The 18,649-nt window shown below is 39.9% G+C and carries 14 protein-coding genes and 1 rRNA gene; 6 read left to right on the top strand and 9 right to left on the bottom strand.

The features are described 5' to 3' along the window. Positions 1-30: 30 nt before the first annotated feature. A complete protein-coding gene (locus I6F54_RS18935; RefSeq protein WP_197142703.1) occupies positions 31-1,548 on the top strand; it encodes a capsule assembly Wzi family protein in 1,518 nt (505 codons plus the stop codon). Positions 1,549-1,645: 97 nt separating this feature from the next. Here the strand turns inward: I6F54_RS18935 and hldE are convergent, their stop codons facing one another. Then, the gene (hldE, locus tag I6F54_RS18930) at positions 1,646-3,085 is read right to left on the bottom strand and encodes a bifunctional D-glycero-beta-D-manno-heptose-7-phosphate kinase/D-glycero-beta-D-manno-heptose 1-phosphate adenylyltransferase HldE (protein WP_165729385.1); all 1,440 of its coding nucleotides are present in this window, start codon (positions 3,083-3,085) and stop codon (positions 1,646-1,648) included. After that, positions 3,085-3,675: an SIS domain-containing protein gene (locus I6F54_RS18925; RefSeq protein ID WP_002961065.1), complete on the bottom strand. Its 591-nt coding sequence runs from the start codon at positions 3,673-3,675 to the stop codon at positions 3,085-3,087. The genes hldE and I6F54_RS18925 overlap by 1 nt, the downstream gene beginning before the upstream one ends. 182 nt (positions 3,676-3,857) lie before the next feature. On the opposite strand from I6F54_RS18925, the gene waaA reads away from it, so the two are divergent. Further along, the gene (waaA, locus tag I6F54_RS18920; protein ID WP_197142690.1) at positions 3,858-5,186 is read left to right on the top strand and encodes a lipid IV(A) 3-deoxy-D-manno-octulosonic acid transferase; all 1,329 of its coding nucleotides are present in this window, start codon (positions 3,858-3,860) and stop codon (positions 5,184-5,186) included. Next, positions 5,183-5,731, top strand: coding sequence for a DUF1415 domain-containing protein (locus I6F54_RS18915; RefSeq protein WP_197142688.1), 549 nt, complete (start codon positions 5,183-5,185; stop codon positions 5,729-5,731). The genes waaA and I6F54_RS18915 overlap by 4 nt, the downstream gene beginning before the upstream one ends. Positions 5,732-5,803: 72 nt before the next feature. On the opposite strand, the gene I6F54_RS18910 is transcribed toward I6F54_RS18915, so the two are convergent. The 4 genes from I6F54_RS18910 to purL all read right to left on the bottom strand — a co-directional run bounded on the left by I6F54_RS18910 (position 5,804) and on the right by purL (position 12,835). After that, positions 5,804-6,133, bottom strand: coding sequence for a YdbL family protein (locus tag I6F54_RS18910; RefSeq protein ID WP_002961068.1), 330 nt, complete (start codon positions 6,131-6,133; stop codon positions 5,804-5,806). Between the two features lie 11 nt (positions 6,134-6,144). Next, complete coding sequence (locus I6F54_RS18905; RefSeq protein WP_138584429.1) at positions 6,145-6,342, bottom strand: YnbE family lipoprotein; 198 nt, start codon at positions 6,340-6,342, stop codon at positions 6,145-6,147. Between the two features lie 2 nt (positions 6,343-6,344). Beyond that, a complete protein-coding gene (locus I6F54_RS18900) occupies positions 6,345-8,795 on the bottom strand; it encodes a YdbH domain-containing protein (RefSeq protein WP_197142686.1) in 2,451 nt (816 codons plus the stop codon). A gap of 149 nt (positions 8,796-8,944) precedes the next feature. Beyond that, entirely contained in the window at positions 8,945-12,835 is a 3,891-nt protein-coding gene (gene purL, locus I6F54_RS18895) for a phosphoribosylformylglycinamidine synthase (RefSeq protein WP_165739962.1), read from the bottom strand. Positions 12,836-13,046: 211 nt separating this feature from the next. On the opposite strand from purL, the gene mltF reads away from it, so the two are divergent. Together mltF and I6F54_RS18885 are read left to right on the top strand one after the other, a co-directional pair. Next, positions 13,047-14,567 carry a membrane-bound lytic murein transglycosylase MltF gene (gene mltF / locus I6F54_RS18890; protein ID WP_197142684.1) on the top strand — a complete coding sequence of 507 codons (1,521 nt, stop codon included), beginning with the start codon at positions 13,047-13,049 and terminating at the stop codon, positions 14,565-14,567. 163 nt (positions 14,568-14,730) lie between these two features. Further along, positions 14,731-14,898, top strand: coding sequence for a hypothetical protein (locus tag I6F54_RS18885; protein WP_007584688.1), 168 nt, complete (start codon positions 14,731-14,733; stop codon positions 14,896-14,898). Between the two features lie 2 nt (positions 14,899-14,900). Here I6F54_RS18885 and tadA read toward each other — a convergent pair whose 3' ends face one another. Next, positions 14,901-15,416, bottom strand: a complete 516-nt coding sequence (gene tadA, locus I6F54_RS18880; RefSeq protein WP_101162827.1) for a tRNA adenosine(34) deaminase TadA — start codon at positions 15,414-15,416, stop codon at positions 14,901-14,903. A 178-nt stretch (positions 15,417-15,594) separates the two neighbouring features. On the opposite strand from tadA, the gene I6F54_RS18875 reads away from it, so the two are divergent. Continuing rightward, positions 15,595-16,899 (top strand): inosine/guanosine kinase, encoded by a 1,305-nt coding sequence (locus I6F54_RS18875; protein WP_197142682.1) that lies wholly within the window; start codon positions 15,595-15,597, stop codon positions 16,897-16,899. Positions 16,900-16,936: 37 nt separating this feature from the next. Here I6F54_RS18875 and glsB read toward each other — a convergent pair whose 3' ends face one another. Together glsB and rrf are read right to left on the bottom strand one after the other, a co-directional pair. Beyond that, positions 16,937-17,860, bottom strand: coding sequence for a glutaminase B (gene glsB, locus I6F54_RS18870; protein ID WP_007584683.1), 924 nt, complete (start codon positions 17,858-17,860; stop codon positions 16,937-16,939). A 537-nt stretch (positions 17,861-18,397) separates the two neighbouring features. Next, positions 18,398-18,512 (bottom strand): 5S ribosomal RNA (gene rrf / locus I6F54_RS18865). Positions 18,513-18,649: the final 137 nt, after the last annotated feature.

Raw genomic sequence — 18,649 nt, 5'->3', positions numbered from 1 at the left:
ATTTTTCTACTTTCTACTCTTTTTTGCGCTATGAGCGCATCAGTTAATGCTGAGCCATGGGTAAAACCCGATGATTATGGTCTAAGAGCTGATATTCAACAATTAGCTGATGCCGGTGTTATTTTAGCTCCTGTAACTACCTATCCGCTTATGTGGAAAAGTTTTATAAGCGATGTGGAAAGTATGCCGCTGGAGCAATTATCTCCAAGCTTACAAGATGCTTTACTTCGCGTTAAACATCGATATAAATCAGAAAATAGTAGCTCACATAGTCTTCAATTATCAGCTTTTGCAGCCACAGATCCAATCATAGCAACAAGCTTTGGTGCAACAAATACTCAAGAAACAGAGCTTTCTGCAGCTTACGCTTATTTAGGCGATAACTTTGCAGCTAAAGTAGCTATAAATTATAGAAAAGACGGTAAAAAGTGTTTAGTTGATGGAAAAACGACTGACGATATAGTTACCAACGAGCAAGCTTTAACCGATTGTAACGATACCTCACTTGATGATAGTTACTTAGCTTACCGTTTAGGTAACTGGATTTTTAGAGCCGGTGCTGTTGAACAATTTTGGGGACCTGGTGTTGATAACAGCTTAATTATATCAGGTAATGCGAAACCTTTACCTGCACTAAGTGTTACCAGAGAAAAAAGTACTGCTTTCGAGACACCATGGCTGAGCTGGATTGGTCAATGGAGCTTTACTGCACAAATGGCTAAACTTGAGTCTACGCGTGTTATACCTGATGCTTTACTGTGGAGTACCCGTGTTAATTTCCGCCCTATTCAACAGCTAGAAATTGCACTTAGCTGGTCTGCACAATGGGCTGGCGATGGACAACCTAGCTCTGCGGGTGATTTTATTGATGTTATAACTGGCCAAACAACTTGCACAGATGGTAATGACAGCTGCGACAGTCAATTTGAGTCAAAAATAGGTAATCAACTGGCTGGTATTGATATTCGTTGGTCAGATACCTTATTTGATCAACCATATGCGGTTTATGCCAGTACTATAGGTGAAGATGCTAGCTCACAGTTTAAACCCGCTGATAGAGCATACTTATTTGGTGTGCAAACAACACAGCGCATTTATGCTCAAAACATATTAGTAAATGTTGAATATATAGATACTGGTGTTTCATGCCAAGCTGAATCAAAAGTTGAAAATTGTTACTATGAGCATGATGATAAGTTGTCGGCTTATAGATCAGGCTACCGATACCATGGTCGTACAATTGGCTCAACCTACGATAACGATGCACAATCAGTCGTTTTAACTCTGCTAGGTCAGTTATCTAATGGAAACGATTGGCAGGTAAAATTACGTAGTGTTGATTACAACAGCGATAACAGGGACCTTTACCCTAACAACCCAGATTTAGGCAATTCTATTACTAAAACAGGGTTTAACTCTAAGCAATTAGAACTTCGTTACAGAATGCTTTCTATGGGAGGACGCGTCACTTTAGGTGCTTTTGCGTCTAACAACGACGGCGCTGAAAACGATACTTCTGCATTTGCTAAGTACGAATATAACTTTTAATACGTTACTTTAATAAAGTAACGTATTAAAAGTAAGAAAGGGATGAAAACAGTGTTTTCATCCCTTTTTGTATTTTTTAAGCAAACTAAATCAGTAATTACTGTTTAATTTTACTAATTACTTTTGATGTTGAGCACCCATCTAAAAATTCAAGCACTTCAACTTTTCCGCCATGGCGAAGTACATGCTCAGCACCCGCTATTTGCTCTACGGTGTAGTCACCACCCTTAACTAAAATATCAGGGCTTATTTGCTCAATTAATTTAGCGGGAGTATCGTTTTCATCTAAACTGCCAAACGGAATAACCCAATCAACTGATGAAAGTGCGCTAAGTACCATTGCACGTTCATCTAATGGGTTAATAGGACGATCTGCCCCTTTTAAACGCGTAATAGATTCGTCATTATTTAATCCAACAACGAGTCTATCGCCTCGCGCTTTAGCTTGTGCTAAATAACGCACATGCCCAGCATGTAAAATATCAAAGCAGCCATTAGTAAATACAATGGTTTCACCGTTTTGTTTTGCAAATTCAATATGCTGAAGTACATCATCAAATGGTGTTTGGTAATGCTCACCAGTAGTATGTAAATACTGACCAAGCTTACGACTTAACTCTTCTGGCGAAACTGTAGCTGCACCAAATTTACTAACCGCTATACCTGCCGCTAAATTAGCAATTTCGACTGCATCTTTAGGTTCCATGCCCGCACCAAGCATAACCGCGAGTGTAGCTATAACCGTATCACCGGCCCCAGTCACATCGCTTACTTCAAGCTCTTGTGCTGCAAAATCAAACTTTTCATCTGCATTAATTAACGACATACCTTGCTCAGAACGCGTAAGCAACATGGCTTTAATGCCATTTTTGCTAATTAAATCACGCGCACTTGCTGCTAAAGCTTCTTCTGAATCGGTTTGACCACCCGCTAACTTAAACTCATGTAAATTAGGCGTAATGTAATCAGCACCTTCATATAAATGTAAATCTGGCGATTTAGGGTCGATTAAAACCGTTTTTCCGGCGCCCTTAGCAAGGCTTACCATCTCTTTAATTAAGCTTAAAGATCCTTTGCTGTAATCAGAGAACACAATAAAATCGTATTCATCAAGTACAAGCTCTAAACGGTTTAATAAAAGTTGACTGTGTTGCTCGGTAAATGTTTCTTCTAAATCAAGACGAACGAGTTGTTGGTGGCGGCTAATAACACGCATTTTTGAAATAGTCGGTAAATCACATACACTGACTAATTGTGAACTTATTTTTTCACCTTTTAAAATAGTCTCTAAAATCTGCCCGCTTTCGTCTTCACCAATTAAGCCCAGTAAGCCAACTTTTGCATCTAACCGCGCTATATTTTTTGCAACGTTAGCTGCGCCGCCCGCTTTGTCTTCAAATTTACTTACTTTAACAACAGGTACTGGCGCTTCAGGCGAAATTCGACCTGTATCACCATACCAATAACGGTCTAGCATTACGTCGCCAACAACTAATATTCGTGCCGCTGATAAGTTTTTTAATAACGATAAATCCATTACTGCTGCTCCGCAACAACCATATCCATGGCTTCACATAACCAGTGACCTATAAACATGTGAGCTTCTTGAATACGTGCTGTTTCGTCATTTTTTATAATGATAGGTAACTTAGCAATGTCTTTTACTTTACCGCCATCACGCCCAGTTAATGCCACTGTAAAAGCGCCTAGTTTATTTGCAGCTTCTAATGCTAAATTAATATTATTACTAGTACCTGATGTGGTTAAACCAATCACTAAATCTTCTGGCTTACATAGCGCTTGAACTTGGCGTTCAAACACCGTATCAAAGTGATAATCGTTGCTGTGTGCTGTTAAAATTGATGTATCTGTAGTCAATGCCATTGAGGCAAGCGGACCACGTTCTAATTTGTAACGCACTACAAATTCTGCTGCTAAATGCTGCGCATCGGCTGCACTACCGCCGTTACCAAACCAAACAATCTTGCCACCAGCTTGTAATGCACTGTGGCATGCTTCTAACAGTTGCATAGATTCTTGATGATAAGCTTCCATCGTTTCAAATAATGCTTGATGACGGTTTAATGTTTCAACGTAGCTAGTTGCCACTGAATCGATAATTGACATGAAAAATTCCTCTAGGAACTGAAATAGCAGGGAAAAATTAAATCCATTATTCCATAATTTTATTTAATTGTGTGCATTTTATCGGGTTATAACTGAACCCAGACCATATTTTATTGCGAGTATGTTTAGAAAACGGCTATTTCACGGTAAACTAACGCCACTTCCCTTTAAGAAAGATCAGTATGGCACGCATTTTTTACTCTCTAGCATTAATTTTTATTAGCCCACTGATTGTATTTTATCTCTATATTTTACGAGGTAAAAAAAACCAAGGTTATCGTGCACACTTTAAAGAGCGCTTTGGGTTTGTCAGTAAGTCTTTATTTACGACTAAAACCAAACCTTTAGTTTTTCATTGTGCTTCTGTTGGTGAGGTACTAGCCGCAACGCCGCTTATTAAAGCTCTTCAAAAAGCGCATCCAAATTTAAATATACTTATAACCTGTAATACTCCAACAGGCAGAGAGCAAATACTTAACCAGTTTAAAAATACTGTGGCGTATAGCTACTTACCAATCGATTTTCCGTTTGCGACAGCCCGATTTTTAAAGCGTATAAAGCCACAAGCATTATGTATTTTAGAAACCGAGCTATGGCCTAATTTAATGGCGATAAGTCACAAAAAAAATATACCGGTACTTGTCATCAATGCAAGACTCTCTGAAAAGTCGCAGCAAGGCTATCTAAAGGTCGCTAAATTAACGCATATTATTATGCGCTCAATTACAGTACTTGCGAGTCATAACAAGGCAGATGCGGAGCGTTTTATAGAGCTTGGCCTTGAAGCTTCAAAAAGCCATGTAACAGGCTCTATAAAATTTGATATAACACCAAGTGACGAGCAATTAGCCAAAGTACTCAACCTTAAACAGCTTTACAGTATTAATAAAAATAGTAGTAATGAAAATAGCAGTACTGAACACATCAATGACGAACGCTTTGTATGGGTGGCAGGCTCAGCACATCCTGTAGAGCATGAATTAGTACTTGCGGCTCACCAACAGTTACTAAAAAAGCAACCGAACGCATTACTTATAATTGCCCCGCGCCATCCAGAGCAATTTGATAAAGTAGCTGAGCTTTTAACACAAAGCCCACTTAGTTTTAGCCGTCGTAGCCAAAATAACTACAACAATGAACAAGTACTCCTTGCTGATACGCTTGGTGAATTACAGTGTTTATATGGCGCTGCAAATGTGAGCTTTATTGGTGGCAGCTTAATACGTAGAGGTGGACATAACCCACTGGAATCAGCCGCGTTTTCAGTAGGTGTAATAACAGGTCCGCACACATACAATTTTGATCATGTTTATCCCGAGCTAATAAAGCTTAAAGGCGCTGTAGTGGTTGATAGCAACGACGAATTAGCTAAGCAGCTCATAACGTTTAGCCAAAACACAAAATCGTGCCAAACCTTAGGTATTAAAGCTGCGCAATGCGTAGCTAAAAACCAAGGTGCAATACAAAAAACACTTACCATTATTAACCAATATTTAGAGCCAAAACCGTGACCAGCATAGCTATAAGCCAAACCCGCGAATGGGTGTCATCTGTTATCGTTAAATATAACTTTTGCCCGTTTGCTCGTAAAGAAGTAGAAAATAACTGTATTCATTACATCGTAAGTCCAGCAGCAAGTATGGATGATGCTGTAATGGATATGCTTGAGCAATGCGTTGAGCTTGACCGCGAACCAGAGCGCGAAACAACCCTTATCATGTTTGACAACGGCTTTAGTGACTTTGAAGACTTTTTAGACTTGGTCGATTTAGCAAATGCGCTTTTAGTCGCGCAGGGGTTTGAAGGTAAGTATCAAATTGCTAACTTTCATCCTGATTACGTATTTGCCGACAGCGATGAAACTGATGCCGCAAACTACACAAATAGAGCGCCCTTTCCTACTTTGCATTTAATTCGCGAAGCAAGCATGAGCGAAGCACTTGATAGTTATAACGAGCCTGAATCTATTCCTGAACATAATATAAACCTAGCAAGGCGTAAGGGTATTGATTTTTGGCAGCAGTTACTTGAAGGCTGTAAAAAACCGAGCGCTTAAATGCTCGGTTTTATCTTGGTTTGTACAAAACTTTGTGCAAAACTTTTTACAAAATAAAGCAATAACTAACGCTTATTTTTTAACCCAGTTACCATTTACTTCAACGTAATGACCACTTTGGGTTTTTTCAATTGTTTTGGCAGCAGCAAGCGCTTCAACTTGTGAAAGCGACAAGTTATTCTTTTTAGCGAGCTTTAAGTACTGCGCTTTACGCTTTGCATTTATGTCATCAACAACGGCTTTTGCCTCTGCGTTTTGTACAACAAGTCCTAAATAACCAGAGCTATCTTCACCTACTAAACCTTGGTTTTTAGCGTCATCAAGGCTAATAGCCCACGCAGAGAACGACATACATACTGCACTAACTAACGTAATAATATTTAATTTTTTCTTCGTATTCATGTTTTAGCTCCTTAAAATAACTCACTGTCGTCACTAAACAAACTGTCGAGTTCTTTATCTACTTTTACGCGAATTTCGTGATCGACCTTCACATTTAAATTAATAGTAATGGGCTCTTTAGCAGACACCTCAACACGGTGCGTGCAAGCACTTAGTGCACTAATAGCACTCAGCGCGAGCAGTACTTTTATCAATAACGACTGTCTCATTATTAGTTTCCTTTTTGTGAGTATTGTTGCTCAACTTTTTGTGTAATTTCGTCACTTAAACGCAATGCGCGTAAAAGTGTAAATACGTTTTCTTCGTGGTTATAATTAAAGTTAACTTGCTGCTGCTCTTGTTTATTATAGCCTTGTAAATTAACCCCAAGCTTTAACCAGCCATCGTTTTTTAATGCCACACTACTATTAAGTTTTTGAATATCTAAATTAGTTAATAGTCCTAATACAGGTTGCAACTCTTGCTGTTGCTGCATCACCGAATCAAATGCGGCATTATTGGTAATTTTTAAATTACCTGTGCCTTGGCTAAATAAACTGCCATCAATGATTTCAATTTCACCACTATTAAAGTGAACTGGCAACGCACCTGCTAAGCGTCCTGTTAATACAATGCCCGACTTATCGTCGAGTGTAACGAGTTTACTTGCATCAATGTTTTCAAACTTAACATTGGCAACTTGGTTTGGCTTCCCTATTGCGTAGGTATCTAATGAAAACTCGCCCCCAAACACACTTCCTTTTACATCATTTATAAGCGCGGTATTGCCACTCACTTGCCATTGCCCTTCAATCGCTTTAACTACGGCACCCGCTCTAAACTCATTTAAATTAAAGATAGTTGGTTTTACATTAAACTTACCTGAATTATATTGCCCGCTAAACACGCTATTCAAATCACTCGCAAGGTAATCGTTATACAGTGCACTTGTATGACTAACCCCTATATTGAATGAAGCGTTTTGCAAGTTTACATCACCACTAATATAGCCATTAAATTTACCCTCGGTAAGTTGCGCAAGTGGAGCAAATTGACTAATAAACGTATTTAATAACAATGCACTTTGCTCAGGAATAATTACTTCAAACGGATGAGCTTGCGCCGATACATGATGATTTACCACTAACTCAACATCGTTTACGAATATATGATGCGTGGCTTTTAGTGCACGACTTTGCAGCCCTGTAGACTCTACTTTTATATTATTAAGCTTTATGTCAGGGCTATTAACAGCCTTTATATTCGTTTTTGCTGTTAGATCAGCAAATAACTCACCTACGCCTAAATTAGCATTTACTGTTAATATGTTACTTATATCTGTGACTTTAAATTCTTTATATTCTGCGCTTTTTAATTGCTGAGTTAACGCTACCTCTGCGTTTAACTGTTTATCCATTTTTGCTGTTAAATCACCTTGGTATTGCACTGCACTTATATCAAACGTATCTACATTATTAAGCGTTAATTTAGCATTTATAAGCCCAACTGGTTTTGAGTCTATAAACTCACTTATATCAAAATCACCACTAAGGTGAAGTTCATTCGCTATTGCAGGAACAAAATCAGGCAAGCTTTCAAGCATAACGGCGTAATCGCCTTTAATCGCAGCGCCAGATAACTGAGCATTAACGTTAATATTATTTATATCGGGTGTATTTATTTGAGTTGATAAATTTGTCTGTACGTTTTCAAGTGGCGATTTAATATTAAGTGCTGTATCTGTCATTAAAATATCGAATTGCTTATCGCCCTCACTCATCAAATTAATTACAGGTACACTGAGCTCACTACCCTCTAAACGAATTGATTGAGGGAGTTTAAGTTGCCAATTTGAAGGAACTTGATTGCTCACAAAACCTGCGTATTCACTCGGTGGCATTAACTCAGTACAACTTGGTGTTAAATTAATTTTGTTATTAAGCAAATCCGTATCAAGCATTAGCGCTTGGCTATTTAAATTAAAATGAGTTGCCAACTTGCCCGTAGTTAATACGTCAACCTGGCACTGCTCATAAGTATGAGCAAACTGGGCGCTAATATCGCCATTTAATTCAAGCTCTATACCGTCAAAGCTAAACGCTTGCTGAGTATTAAAATTAACGCCAGCTATTAAGGTATTTTTAGTGTTTATAACTTGCTTTAAAAGAGTGTCATTAATTAAAAACTGACCACTTATTTTATTAACAGCCAAATTTGCACTCGCGTTTATATCACCAGTGACATTAAACTGATTTAGTGTGGGTTCTAATATACTTATTTTAAGTGGCTTATTGAGCTCGTCACTTTTTACTACAAACTGTTTAATACTGATTAATGGGCGATTTAAGGGAAGCGCTAAATCGAGATTTTTAGCAAGTTGATTAGCATTATCACTTTTAGGGAGTGAATTAACCGTTAGCACTGCATTTTTAATATCTACACGCTTTGTATTTGCAGTAATACCAGTGAGTTGTAATTGTTGATTTTGATAATTTACACACACTCTGTCAGCATGAATATTTAGTTCAGACGTAATTGAAAAATCGAGACAACTTAACGTAATGCCTGCTTTTTTGAGCTCAGGCGCTATAACCCACTGCAATAGCGGCAAGCGAAATACATAACCAAGCAGCAAGGTACTTAGCAATAAAACACCAACAATTAAACCAACTCGCTTAAACATACTATCCTTAAATGCTTTGTGCTTTGTGCTTTGTGCTTTTAGCTTTTAGCTTTTAGCTAAAACTATACTAATCAAAAAAGGCTGCACAATGCAGCCTTTTTTATTTTACAGCTAGATTATGAATCTAACTTGTATAAACGCAAATGTAATTAACCTACATTTTTACGTGCATTACGGAACATACGCATCCACGGGCTATCTTCGATCCATTCATCAGGATGCCAAGAGTTAGCAACGCTTCTAAATACGCGTTCTGGATGCGGCATCATTACAGTTGCGCGACCATCAGTAGAGGTAATACCGGTAATACCTTCTGGAGAACCATTCGGGTTAGCTGGGTACTGCGTTGTAGGGTTACCGTAGTTATCTACAAACTTAACCGCTACAGTGCCGCTATTAAGCGCGGCCTTAGTTGCGGCATCGTTTGCAAACTCAGCATGACCTTCACCATGAGAAACCGCAATTGGCATACGTGAGCCAGCCATTCCGTTAAAGAACACAGATGGATTCTCTTGTATTTCAACTAAACTAAAGCGAGCTTCAAAACGCTCTGATTTATTAGTTACAAAACGCGGCCAGTGCTCAGTGCCAGGGATCAACTCTTTTAACGTTGATAACATTTGGCAACCGTTACATACACCTAAGCTAAAGGTATCTTCACGATGGAAGAAGTTTTGGAACTGATCGCGTGCCATGTCGTTAAACAAAATAGACTTAGCCCAACCTTCACCCGCACCAAGTACGTCACCGTAAGAGAAGCCACCACATGCCACTAAACCTTTAAACTGCTCTAGTGTTAAACGACCTTCTAAAATGTCGCTCATGTGTACATCAACGGCTGCAAAACCTGCGCGGTTAAACGCTGCTGCCATTTCTAGGTGAGAGTTAACACCTTGCTCACGTAAAATAGCCATTTGCGGTTTAGCACCGGTTGCAATGTATGGCGCTGCTATGTCTTCGTTTAAATCAAAGTTTAGTTTTACATTTAAGCCAGGATCTTTTACATCAAATTTTGCATCAAACTCTTGCTTAGCACACTCGGGGTTATCACGACGCGCTTGCATTTGATACGTTGTTTCAGCCCAAATAGTACGAAGCTCAGTACGCGTATGATTAAGCACCGTGTTTTCGCCACGGTTAAATATAATCGTATCGTCGCTATTAAGTGTACCGATGTTGTGAGTAATTGCTGCAATACCATGTTGTTCAAACACAACATTTACTGCATCTAAATCACTATTTGCAACTTGAATTACTGCACCTAGCTCTTCGTTATAAAGCGCTTCAATGTCAGAGCCTGTTAAATCTGCTAAATCAACCGTTACACCGGTATGACCCGTAAACGCCATTTCAGCAACCGTGGTAAATAAACCACCGTCTGAACGGTCATGATAAGCAAGTAACTTACTATCAGCCACTAGCGCTTGCATTGCGTTATAAAAGCCTTTTAATAACTCAGGGCTATCAACATCAGGTGTTACATCACCCAATTGCTTATAAACTTGCGCAAGGCTTGATGCGCCCATGCGGTTTTTACCCGCACCTAAATCAACTAATATAAGCGATGTATCGCCTTTATCTGTACGCAGTTCTGGAGTTACTGTTTTACGTACGTCGTCAACACGACCAAATGCCGTTATAACCAATGAAAGCGGCGATGTTACTGATTTTTCTTGTGAGTCACCTTCATCTTTCCATGTCGTTTTCATCGACATAGAATCTTTACCTACTGGAATAGTTAAACCAAGCGCAGGGCAAAGTTCTTCGCCTACGGCTTTAACTGCTTCATACAAGCCCGCATCTTCACCTGGGTGACCCGCTGCTGCCATCCAGTTTGCTGATAACTTAATATTTTCAAGGCTACCAATGTTTGCACAGGCAATATTAGTTAACGATTCAGCCACCGCTAAACGAGCAGATGCACCGTAATTAAGTAATGCCGCAGGAGTACGCTCACCAAGTGACATAGCTTCACCGTGATAAGTGTCATACGTTGCCGCAGTTACTGCACAGTTAGCAACAGGTACTTGCCAAGGACCGACCATTTGATCGCGCGCCACTAAGCCAGTAACTGAGCGATCGCCGATTGTTATTAGGAATGTTTTTTCTGCAATGGCTGGTAAACGCATTAAGCGCTGCGCTGCATCGGCTGCATTTATTAATGTAGTATCAAGCGCTTTACCAACAACTTGCTTTGACGTTACATCGCGGTGCATTTTAGGTGCTTTACCTAATAATACGTCCAGCGGTAAATCAACGGGGTCATTTTTAAAGTGACTGTCTGACACGGTTAAGTGAGGTTCAGCGGTTGCTTCACCAATAACTGCGTACTGAGCGCGTTCGCGCTTACAAATTGCTTCAAAGCGATCAAAGTCTTCTACGCCAACAGCGAGTACATAACGTTCTTGTGATTCATTACACCAAATTTCGTGTGGTGCCATGCCTGGCTCATCGTTAGGGATGCTGCGTAATTGGAACTTACCACCACGTCCACCATCGTTAACAAGCTCAGGAAACGCATTTGATAAACCGCCAGCGCCTACATCGTGGATGAATGCAATTGGGTTTTCGTCACCTAGCTGCCAACATTTATCGATAACTTCTTGGCAACGACGTTCCATTTCTGGGTTTTCGCGTTGTACAGAAGCAAAATCTAAATCTTCGTTTGATTGACCTGAAGCCATGCTTGATGCAGCACCACCGCCTAAACCAATGTTCATTGCAGGTCCGCCTAGCGCAATTAATTTAGCGCCAACAGGTATATCCCCTTTTTGAACATGATCAGAGCGAATATTACCTAAACCGCCAGCAAGCATAATTGGTTTATGGTAACCACGTACTTCTTCGCCGTTATGGCTTGTTACTTTTTCTTCGTAAGTACGGAAGTAACCTAGTAAATTAGGACGACCAAACTCATTATTAAATGCAGCGCCGCCCAGTGGACCTTCTGTCATAATATCAAGCGCGTTAACAATACGACTCGGCTTACCAAAATCGCTTTCCCATGGTTGCTCGTAACCTGGAATACGTAAGTTTGATACCGTAAAGCCAACTAAACCAGCTTTTGGTTTAGAGCCACGACCTGTTGCGCCTTCATCGCGAATCTCACCGCCAGAGCCCGTAGCTGCACCAGAGAATGGCGCAATAGCTGTTGGATGGTTATGAGTTTCAACTTTCATTAATATTTCAATGTCTTCTTGATGATACGCATATTCACCTTGCGCATTTGGGAAGAAGCGACCCGCTTTTGAGCCTTTCATTACTGCCGCGTTATCTTTATACGCCGACAATACATTTTCAGGATTTAGCTCAAAGGTATTTTTAATCATTTTAAACAGCGATTTTGGCTGCTCTTTTCCATCGATTGTCCAGTCAGCATTAAATATTTTATGGCGACAATGCTCTGAGTTTGCCTGTGCAAACATAAACAATTCGATATCATTAGGGTTACGTCCTAACTTTATAAAGTTTTCTACCAAGTAATCTATTTCGTCATCAGCAAGGGCAAAACCTTGCTCAACATTGGCTATTGCTAATGCTTCGCGTCCGCCACCTAAAATATCAACAGACGACATTTGGCGCGGTGCATCACTGCGAAACAGTTGTGCAGCATCTTCAAGCTCACTATGCGTGGCTTCGGTCATACGGTCGTGTAATAACGCAATTACTTGTGCAAGTTGTTCTGCGTTTAAGTCACCTTCAACATAATAAGCAATACCGCGTTCAACACGGTGAACCTGTTTTAAACCACAGTTATGGGCAATATCGGTTGCTTTAGATGCCCAAGGTGAAATGGTACCTGGGCGAGGTGTAACAAGTACAAGTTTGCCGGCTGGGGTATGCTCAGCAATAGTTGGACCGTAAGTTAATAGTTTTTCAAGCTTGGTTTGCTCGGAGCTACTCAACGGCGATGTTAAATCGGCAAAGTGAGCATACTCGGCGTATACGTTAGTGACTGGAAGTTGCGATTGTTGGCAACGCGCTAAAATTTTATTAACTCTGAACTCTGACAGTGCTGGTGCACCACGAAGGATCAACATAGGTAATTTCATCCGGGGTTAGGGATTGAACGATATTTTAGGCACGCATTATAGTCCAATTAGCATTCAGATTTAACTCAAAATTACGCTTTTCATAAAATTAACTTTTTAGCTTTATTTATAGCCTCTTTTGGTTAATAAAATAAAAGGTAAAGTGACGCGATGGCTTAGTTTTGCTATAACGGTGACTGGCGAGCTTAAGGGGCACTCAATGTTCAAAGAAAAACTAATAATAATCATTACTTTAGTTATGCTGTTATGTGCATGCGATATGCAAGAGCAGCCAACTCAACTCGCCCAAATAAAAGAACACAATAAAATACGTGTGGGTACCCTTGCGAGTGCTAGTAATTATTATCAAGCCGTTCAAGGTGAGCAAGGCTTTGAATATGAGTTATCTCAAGCCTTCGCTGAATATTTAGGTGTAGAGCTTGAAATAGTCCCTTTCTTTAACTTATCTGACATGTTTGAACGCCTTGAAAGCGGTGATTTAGACTTAATAGCGTCAGGACTTACCTATAATAAAACCCGTGCAGAGCAATACCGCTTTGGGCCAACTTACAGAACAATTAGCCAAAAATTAGTTTATAAGCAAGGTCGCGTTCGTCCTCGAGAGTTTGACGATTTAGACGGTAACTTTACTGTTATAGCTAAAAGTAGCCACTCGCTTACTCTACAAAAAATGAAGAAGAACAATCCAGACCTTACCTGGATAGAGAGCGAAGAGTTTGATGAAGAAGAATTACTTCAAGCGGTTATTGATGGCGAGATAGATTACACCCTAGCCGATACACATACATTATCGTTGTTTCGCCGTTATCACCCCAATTTAAGCATCGGTTTTTCAGTTAGCCATAACGACCCTATTGCATGGATACTCAATAAATCAGATGACGACTCTTTATATGCGTTATTGGTGCCATTTTTTGGTGACGTTAAGCAAAGTAACCAGCTCTACGTACTCGAAGAAAAGTATTTTGGTCACGTACGCCAATTTAATTATGTAAATACCCTTGCTTATATCGAAGCAATTAAAGAAACCTTACCAACATACCAGCCATGGTTTGAACAATATGCAGGTAGCCTTGACTGGCGATTATTAGCAGCACTAAGCTATCAAGAATCTATGTGGAATCCTCGCGCTAAATCACCAACAGGTGTGCGCGGCATCATGATGCTAACTCGCAGTACAGCCAAACAAGTGGGTGTTACTAACCGATTAGAGCCAGAGCAAAACATTCGTGGTGGCGCTAAATACTTAAGCAAGCTTATTAAACGTATTCCTGACCGTATCCCGCAACCCGACCGCACATGGCTTGCTTTGGCCGGATACAATGTAGGTTGGGGGCACGTTAACGACGCACGTATAATTACCGAACAGCAAGGTGCAAGTCCTGACAAATGGGCTGATGTAAAAAAACGCCTACCGCTATTAATTAAAAAGCGCTATTACCGTAAAACTCGCTACGGTTATGCCCGAGGCGATGTAGCTGTTAAATATGTCGATAATATTCGTCGCTATTACGATGCACTTGTTTGGCTAGATGAAAATGATGCTATTGCTGCAGAGCCTGAGCCAAAACCAATTACAGAGTTGAGCACTGATACTGAGCTAAAGCTAAACGAAAAAAGTGAAGTGAAAAGTGAAGTAAAAAGTAAGGCAGATGAAGCTCAAACAGAAAAACAACAACCTATAATCGAACCCGAACAGTCGAGTGAAAACAATGGCTAAGATTAATATAAGTACCCGTTTATTGAGTATGTCAGTAAGCAAAATTTAAGTAAATTAAATATCTGTTTACTTGTCACCAAATGATCACTAATGTGTGTTACTTGTATATTATTATTTTATAAGATATACCCGTGCCTTTCTCACTCTTGCATTAGGAGAAAACATGCTAAAACGTAGACGCACACAAAGATTAAAACGCAATGTCATTTATTCAACGGCCACACGTCGTCGTGTTATGTTGCGAAAACTACACAAAAAAATCATCTGGCGTCGCCGAATGTTTGCTATGCAGCAAATGGCCGAATCAGAAATAGAGCCAATCGCTAGTTAACTCTAGTTAGGCTTATTTATTTGTTCATCACGAGCAGCTTTCTTAGCTGCTTTAATTTGCGCTCTTCTACGTTTAAAAAAATTCGAAATAGTATCACCGCACAGCTGTGCCAAAACACCACCGCACACCTCAACTTGATGATTTAACTTAGGCTCTTGTAATAAATTCATAATTGAACCCGCAGACCCTGTTTTAGCATCGACTGCTCCAAATACTAAACGCTTTATTCTGCTATGCACTAACAATCCCGCACACATAGAACAAGGCTCTAACGTTACGTATAGGGTGCAATCAATTAAGCGGTAATTGTTAAGGACTTTTCCAGCTTCTCGCACTGCAATCATTTCGGCATGGGCAGATGGGTCATTATCCGTTATTGAGCGGTTATACCCGACTGAAACTAGCTGGTTATCTTTGACTACAATTGCTCCAACCGGAATTTCATCAAGCAGCTCTGCTTGCTTTGCATACAAAAGCGCTTGTTCCATCCAGTAGGAATCATCAAATGGTTCGTTCATTATTTCTACTTAAATAACCTTTTATGCTGTAATTATACCTAGTTAGCACTCTAAAGTGCGCCATTCATTACTTTATTCCAAAAATAAAACAATATTTACCCGTTTGTAATGGCTCACTCGTGCTGATTTACGCTATAATCTCACGCTTTTTTTATTTAGCTCACAACACGGGTAGCAAATGAAATTTCCTGGACGCCGCAGGCATAAACATTATTTTCCAGTGGAAGCCAAAGATCCACTTACCAATCAACTTAACGCAACAGAGCGATTACAACGTAGTTATATTACGGGTATCGATCAGATCGTTGTTGATATAGAGGCAAAAGTTGATCAAGCTTTCCTTGACGAATTTCAACTACGTAGGGGGATGTCGCAAGTTATTGATAGCGATACAACAAACGCCTTATACGATCGTTTAAAATTAAACAATATGGTTGATTTTGAGTTTGCCGGTGGAACCATTGGTAACACTATGCACAACTACTCTGTACTTGCAGATGATCGCTCAGTTTTATTAGGCGTAATGAGCGAAAATATAAAAATAGGTAGCTACGCTTACCGTTTTTTATGTAATACCTCAAGCCGTGTAGACTTAAACTACCTTCAACCAGTTGATGGGCCTGTAGGCCGTTGTTTTACATTAATTGATGAAACCGGTGAGCGTACTTTTGCAATAAGTGCAGGCCTAATGAATCACTTACGTCCTGAATCTATCGATAAAGACCTTATTGAGAATTCATCAGCGTTAGTGATTAGTGCCTATCTTATGCGTACTCAAGGTAGCGAAACAATGACTGAAGCCACTATGCAAGCGGTAAAATACGCTAATGACGCAGGTGTGCCAGTTGTGCTAACACTCGGTACTAAGTTCTTAATTGAACAAGACCCTACTTGGTGGGCAAACTTTGTTGAAAAGCATGTTGATATTCTTGCTATGAACGAAGAAGAAGGTTTAGCTATTACAGGTTTTGAAGATCCTCTTCTAGCTGCTGATAAAGCACTTGATTGGGTAGACTTAGTTATTTGTACCGCTGGCGAAAAAGGCTTATTTATGGCCGGCTACGTAGACGAAAGCTTAAAGCGTGAAACCGAATACCCGTTACTACCAGGCGCCATACCTGATTTTAACCGTTACGAATTCTCACGAGCTATGCGTAAAGATGAGTGTGATGAACCTATCAGAGCATACAGTCATACGGCCCCATTTATGGGTGGACCTGATTCAATAAAAAACACCAATGGTGCAGGTGACTGCGCACTTGCGGCTGTACTACATGATTTGTCAGCGAATGTTTACCATAAGCTTAATGTGGTAAACTCAGCTAAACATCAGCAACAAGCTATTACTTACTCGTCACTATCGCAAATTAGTAAATATGCTAACCGAGCGAGCTATGAAGTATTAGTTCAGCACTCTCCGCGTTTATCTCGTGGTTTACCTGAACGTGAAGATTGTTTAGAACAAGTTTATTGGGAACAATAAATAACGGTGGGAGCAATTATTGCTCCCTATCGATTTCCTAAAAAATAGAAATATCGAGCTTTTTAGATAGCAGTTCTAATGCTGCTATTCCTGCAACGGAGTTACCAAACGAATTAAGCCCCGGAGAATAAACAGCTACAGTAAACTTATTTGGTAACACAGCTAAAATAGTTCCTGACACTCCCGACTTACCTGGCATGCCCACTCTGTAACCAAAATCACCCGCAGCATCATATAAACCACTCGTGAATAAAAGCGAATTAAGCTGTTTATTCTGACGACTACTTAAAACACGATTGCCCGATCGATTATCAACACCTTTATTAGCTAAAAAATTATAAGCTTTTGCTAATTCAATACAGTTGAGCTCAATAGAACAAAAGTTAAAGTAAGCCCACAAAACATCATCAACTTCGTTTTCAAAATTACCAAATGACTTCATTAAATGTGCCATAGCAGCATTTCGGTGCCTGAACTCATACTCTGAATTAGCGACTTTTTTATCAATTACTATGCCTCTATTACCAGCTAATAACCTGAAAGTTTCGAGCATAGAATGCATTGGCGCAGATAAGCGGCTGTATAATGCATCACACGTTACAATTGCGCCTGCATTGATGAATGGGTTACGAGGAATCCCCTTTTCAAACTCAAGCTGTGTAAGCGAGTTAAAGGCTGTACCTGAGGGTTCCTTTCCGACTCTATGCCAAAGTTCATCACCATAACGCTGTAGTGCCATAGTAAGTGTCATAACTTTAGAAACTGATTGAATAGTGAAGCGTTGAGAACAATCCCCTGCGCACACAGTTTCACCATCAGTTGTATAAATAGCGATAGAAAATTGTTCCGGATCAACCTCGGCAAGCGCCGGTATATAATCAGCTACTTTCCCTTGTGATAATAAAGGACGTACTTCATGTGCTATTTCATCAAGCACCTTTTGGTAATCAGCTGTAGGCAATCTAGACCTCTATATCGTCATTCATAAGAATTGGATTTTAACACGCGCTATTAGGTGCACCTAGTTTTGTTGTCGAATTTAACGGTGAGATTTTACTAAATTTAAATAGAAAAAACGTCACATTACTGTATCTGGTTTCTCTTAATTAAATCCTGGTAATGTCATGATGCCCACTGCGGTGGAGAGTCACAGTGCAAATGCTACGAACTCATTGTCGAGCGGAGATTTTTATGATTTTAGTGTCGGGAGTCGCTACGCTCGCCCGACCTACGTGATAGGTGTTGATGTGAGTGTGTGTTAATTGCGTGTTTTTCACTTTTCTGCAGACATAAAAAAGCCCGAATCTTAAGTTCGAGCGCTCTACAATGTGAAGTCGGTGCGCTACGCAGTAGGATGTCGTAGTGCCCACAGCGGTAGAGAGTCACAGTGAAATACTACACTATTATTAATCGTATCGTCTCTTAGTATGCAGAGTTTTACTAATTTCAAAAAGCAAAAAACCCGTTATATTGCTATAACGGGTTTCTCTTAATTAAATCCTGGCAATGTCCTACTTTCACATAGCAAATGCTACACTATCATCGGCGCTGTTTTGTTTCACTACTGAGTTCGGCATGGAGTCAGGTGGGTCCAAAACGCTATTGTCACCAAGAAAATTCTTTTCAATTTTCTTATTTTAATTATTAAGATTAAAGTCCTTCGACTGAATTTGAAGCCTGGTAATGTCCTACTTTCACATAGCAAATGCTACACTATCATCGGCGCTGTTTCGTTTCACTACTGAGTTCG

Source organism: Pseudoalteromonas sp. SWXJZ10B, from assembly GCF_015864475.1.
Lineage (GTDB): Bacteria > Pseudomonadota > Gammaproteobacteria > Enterobacterales > Alteromonadaceae > Pseudoalteromonas > Pseudoalteromonas arctica.
The sequence above is the reverse complement of the archived record's forward strand: the minus strand, read 5'-3'. Positions and strand labels throughout refer to the sequence as shown.

Bases quoted from the DNA above. Each gene is read 5' to 3' on its own strand.
- I6F54_RS18935 (WP_197142703.1), top strand. From the start codon at position 31: ATGAGCGCATCAGTTAATGCTGAGCCATGGGTAAAACCCGATGATTAT.
- hldE (WP_165729385.1), bottom strand. From the start codon at position 3,085: ATGGATTTATCGTTATTAAAAAACTTATCAGCGGCACGAATATTAGTT.
- I6F54_RS18925 (WP_002961065.1), bottom strand. From the start codon at position 3,675: ATGTCAATTATCGATTCAGTGGCAACTAGCTACGTTGAAACATTAAAC.
- waaA (WP_197142690.1), top strand. From the start codon at position 3,858: ATGGCACGCATTTTTTACTCTCTAGCATTAATTTTTATTAGCCCACTG.
- I6F54_RS18910 (WP_002961068.1), bottom strand. From the start codon at position 6,133: ATGAATACGAAGAAAAAATTAAATATTATTACGTTAGTTAGTGCAGTA.
- I6F54_RS18905 (WP_138584429.1), bottom strand. From the start codon at position 6,342: ATGAGACAGTCGTTATTGATAAAAGTACTGCTCGCGCTGAGTGCTATT.
- I6F54_RS18900 (WP_197142686.1), bottom strand. From the start codon at position 8,795: ATGTTTAAGCGAGTTGGTTTAATTGTTGGTGTTTTATTGCTAAGTACC.
- purL (WP_165739962.1), bottom strand. From the start codon at position 12,835: ATGTTGATCCTTCGTGGTGCACCAGCACTGTCAGAGTTCAGAGTTAAT.
- mltF (WP_197142684.1), top strand. From the start codon at position 13,047: ATGTTCAAAGAAAAACTAATAATAATCATTACTTTAGTTATGCTGTTA.
- I6F54_RS18885 (WP_007584688.1), top strand. From the start codon at position 14,731: ATGCTAAAACGTAGACGCACACAAAGATTAAAACGCAATGTCATTTAT.
- tadA (WP_101162827.1), bottom strand. From the start codon at position 15,416: ATGAACGAACCATTTGATGATTCCTACTGGATGGAACAAGCGCTTTTG.
- I6F54_RS18875 (WP_197142682.1), top strand. From the start codon at position 15,595: ATGAAATTTCCTGGACGCCGCAGGCATAAACATTATTTTCCAGTGGAA.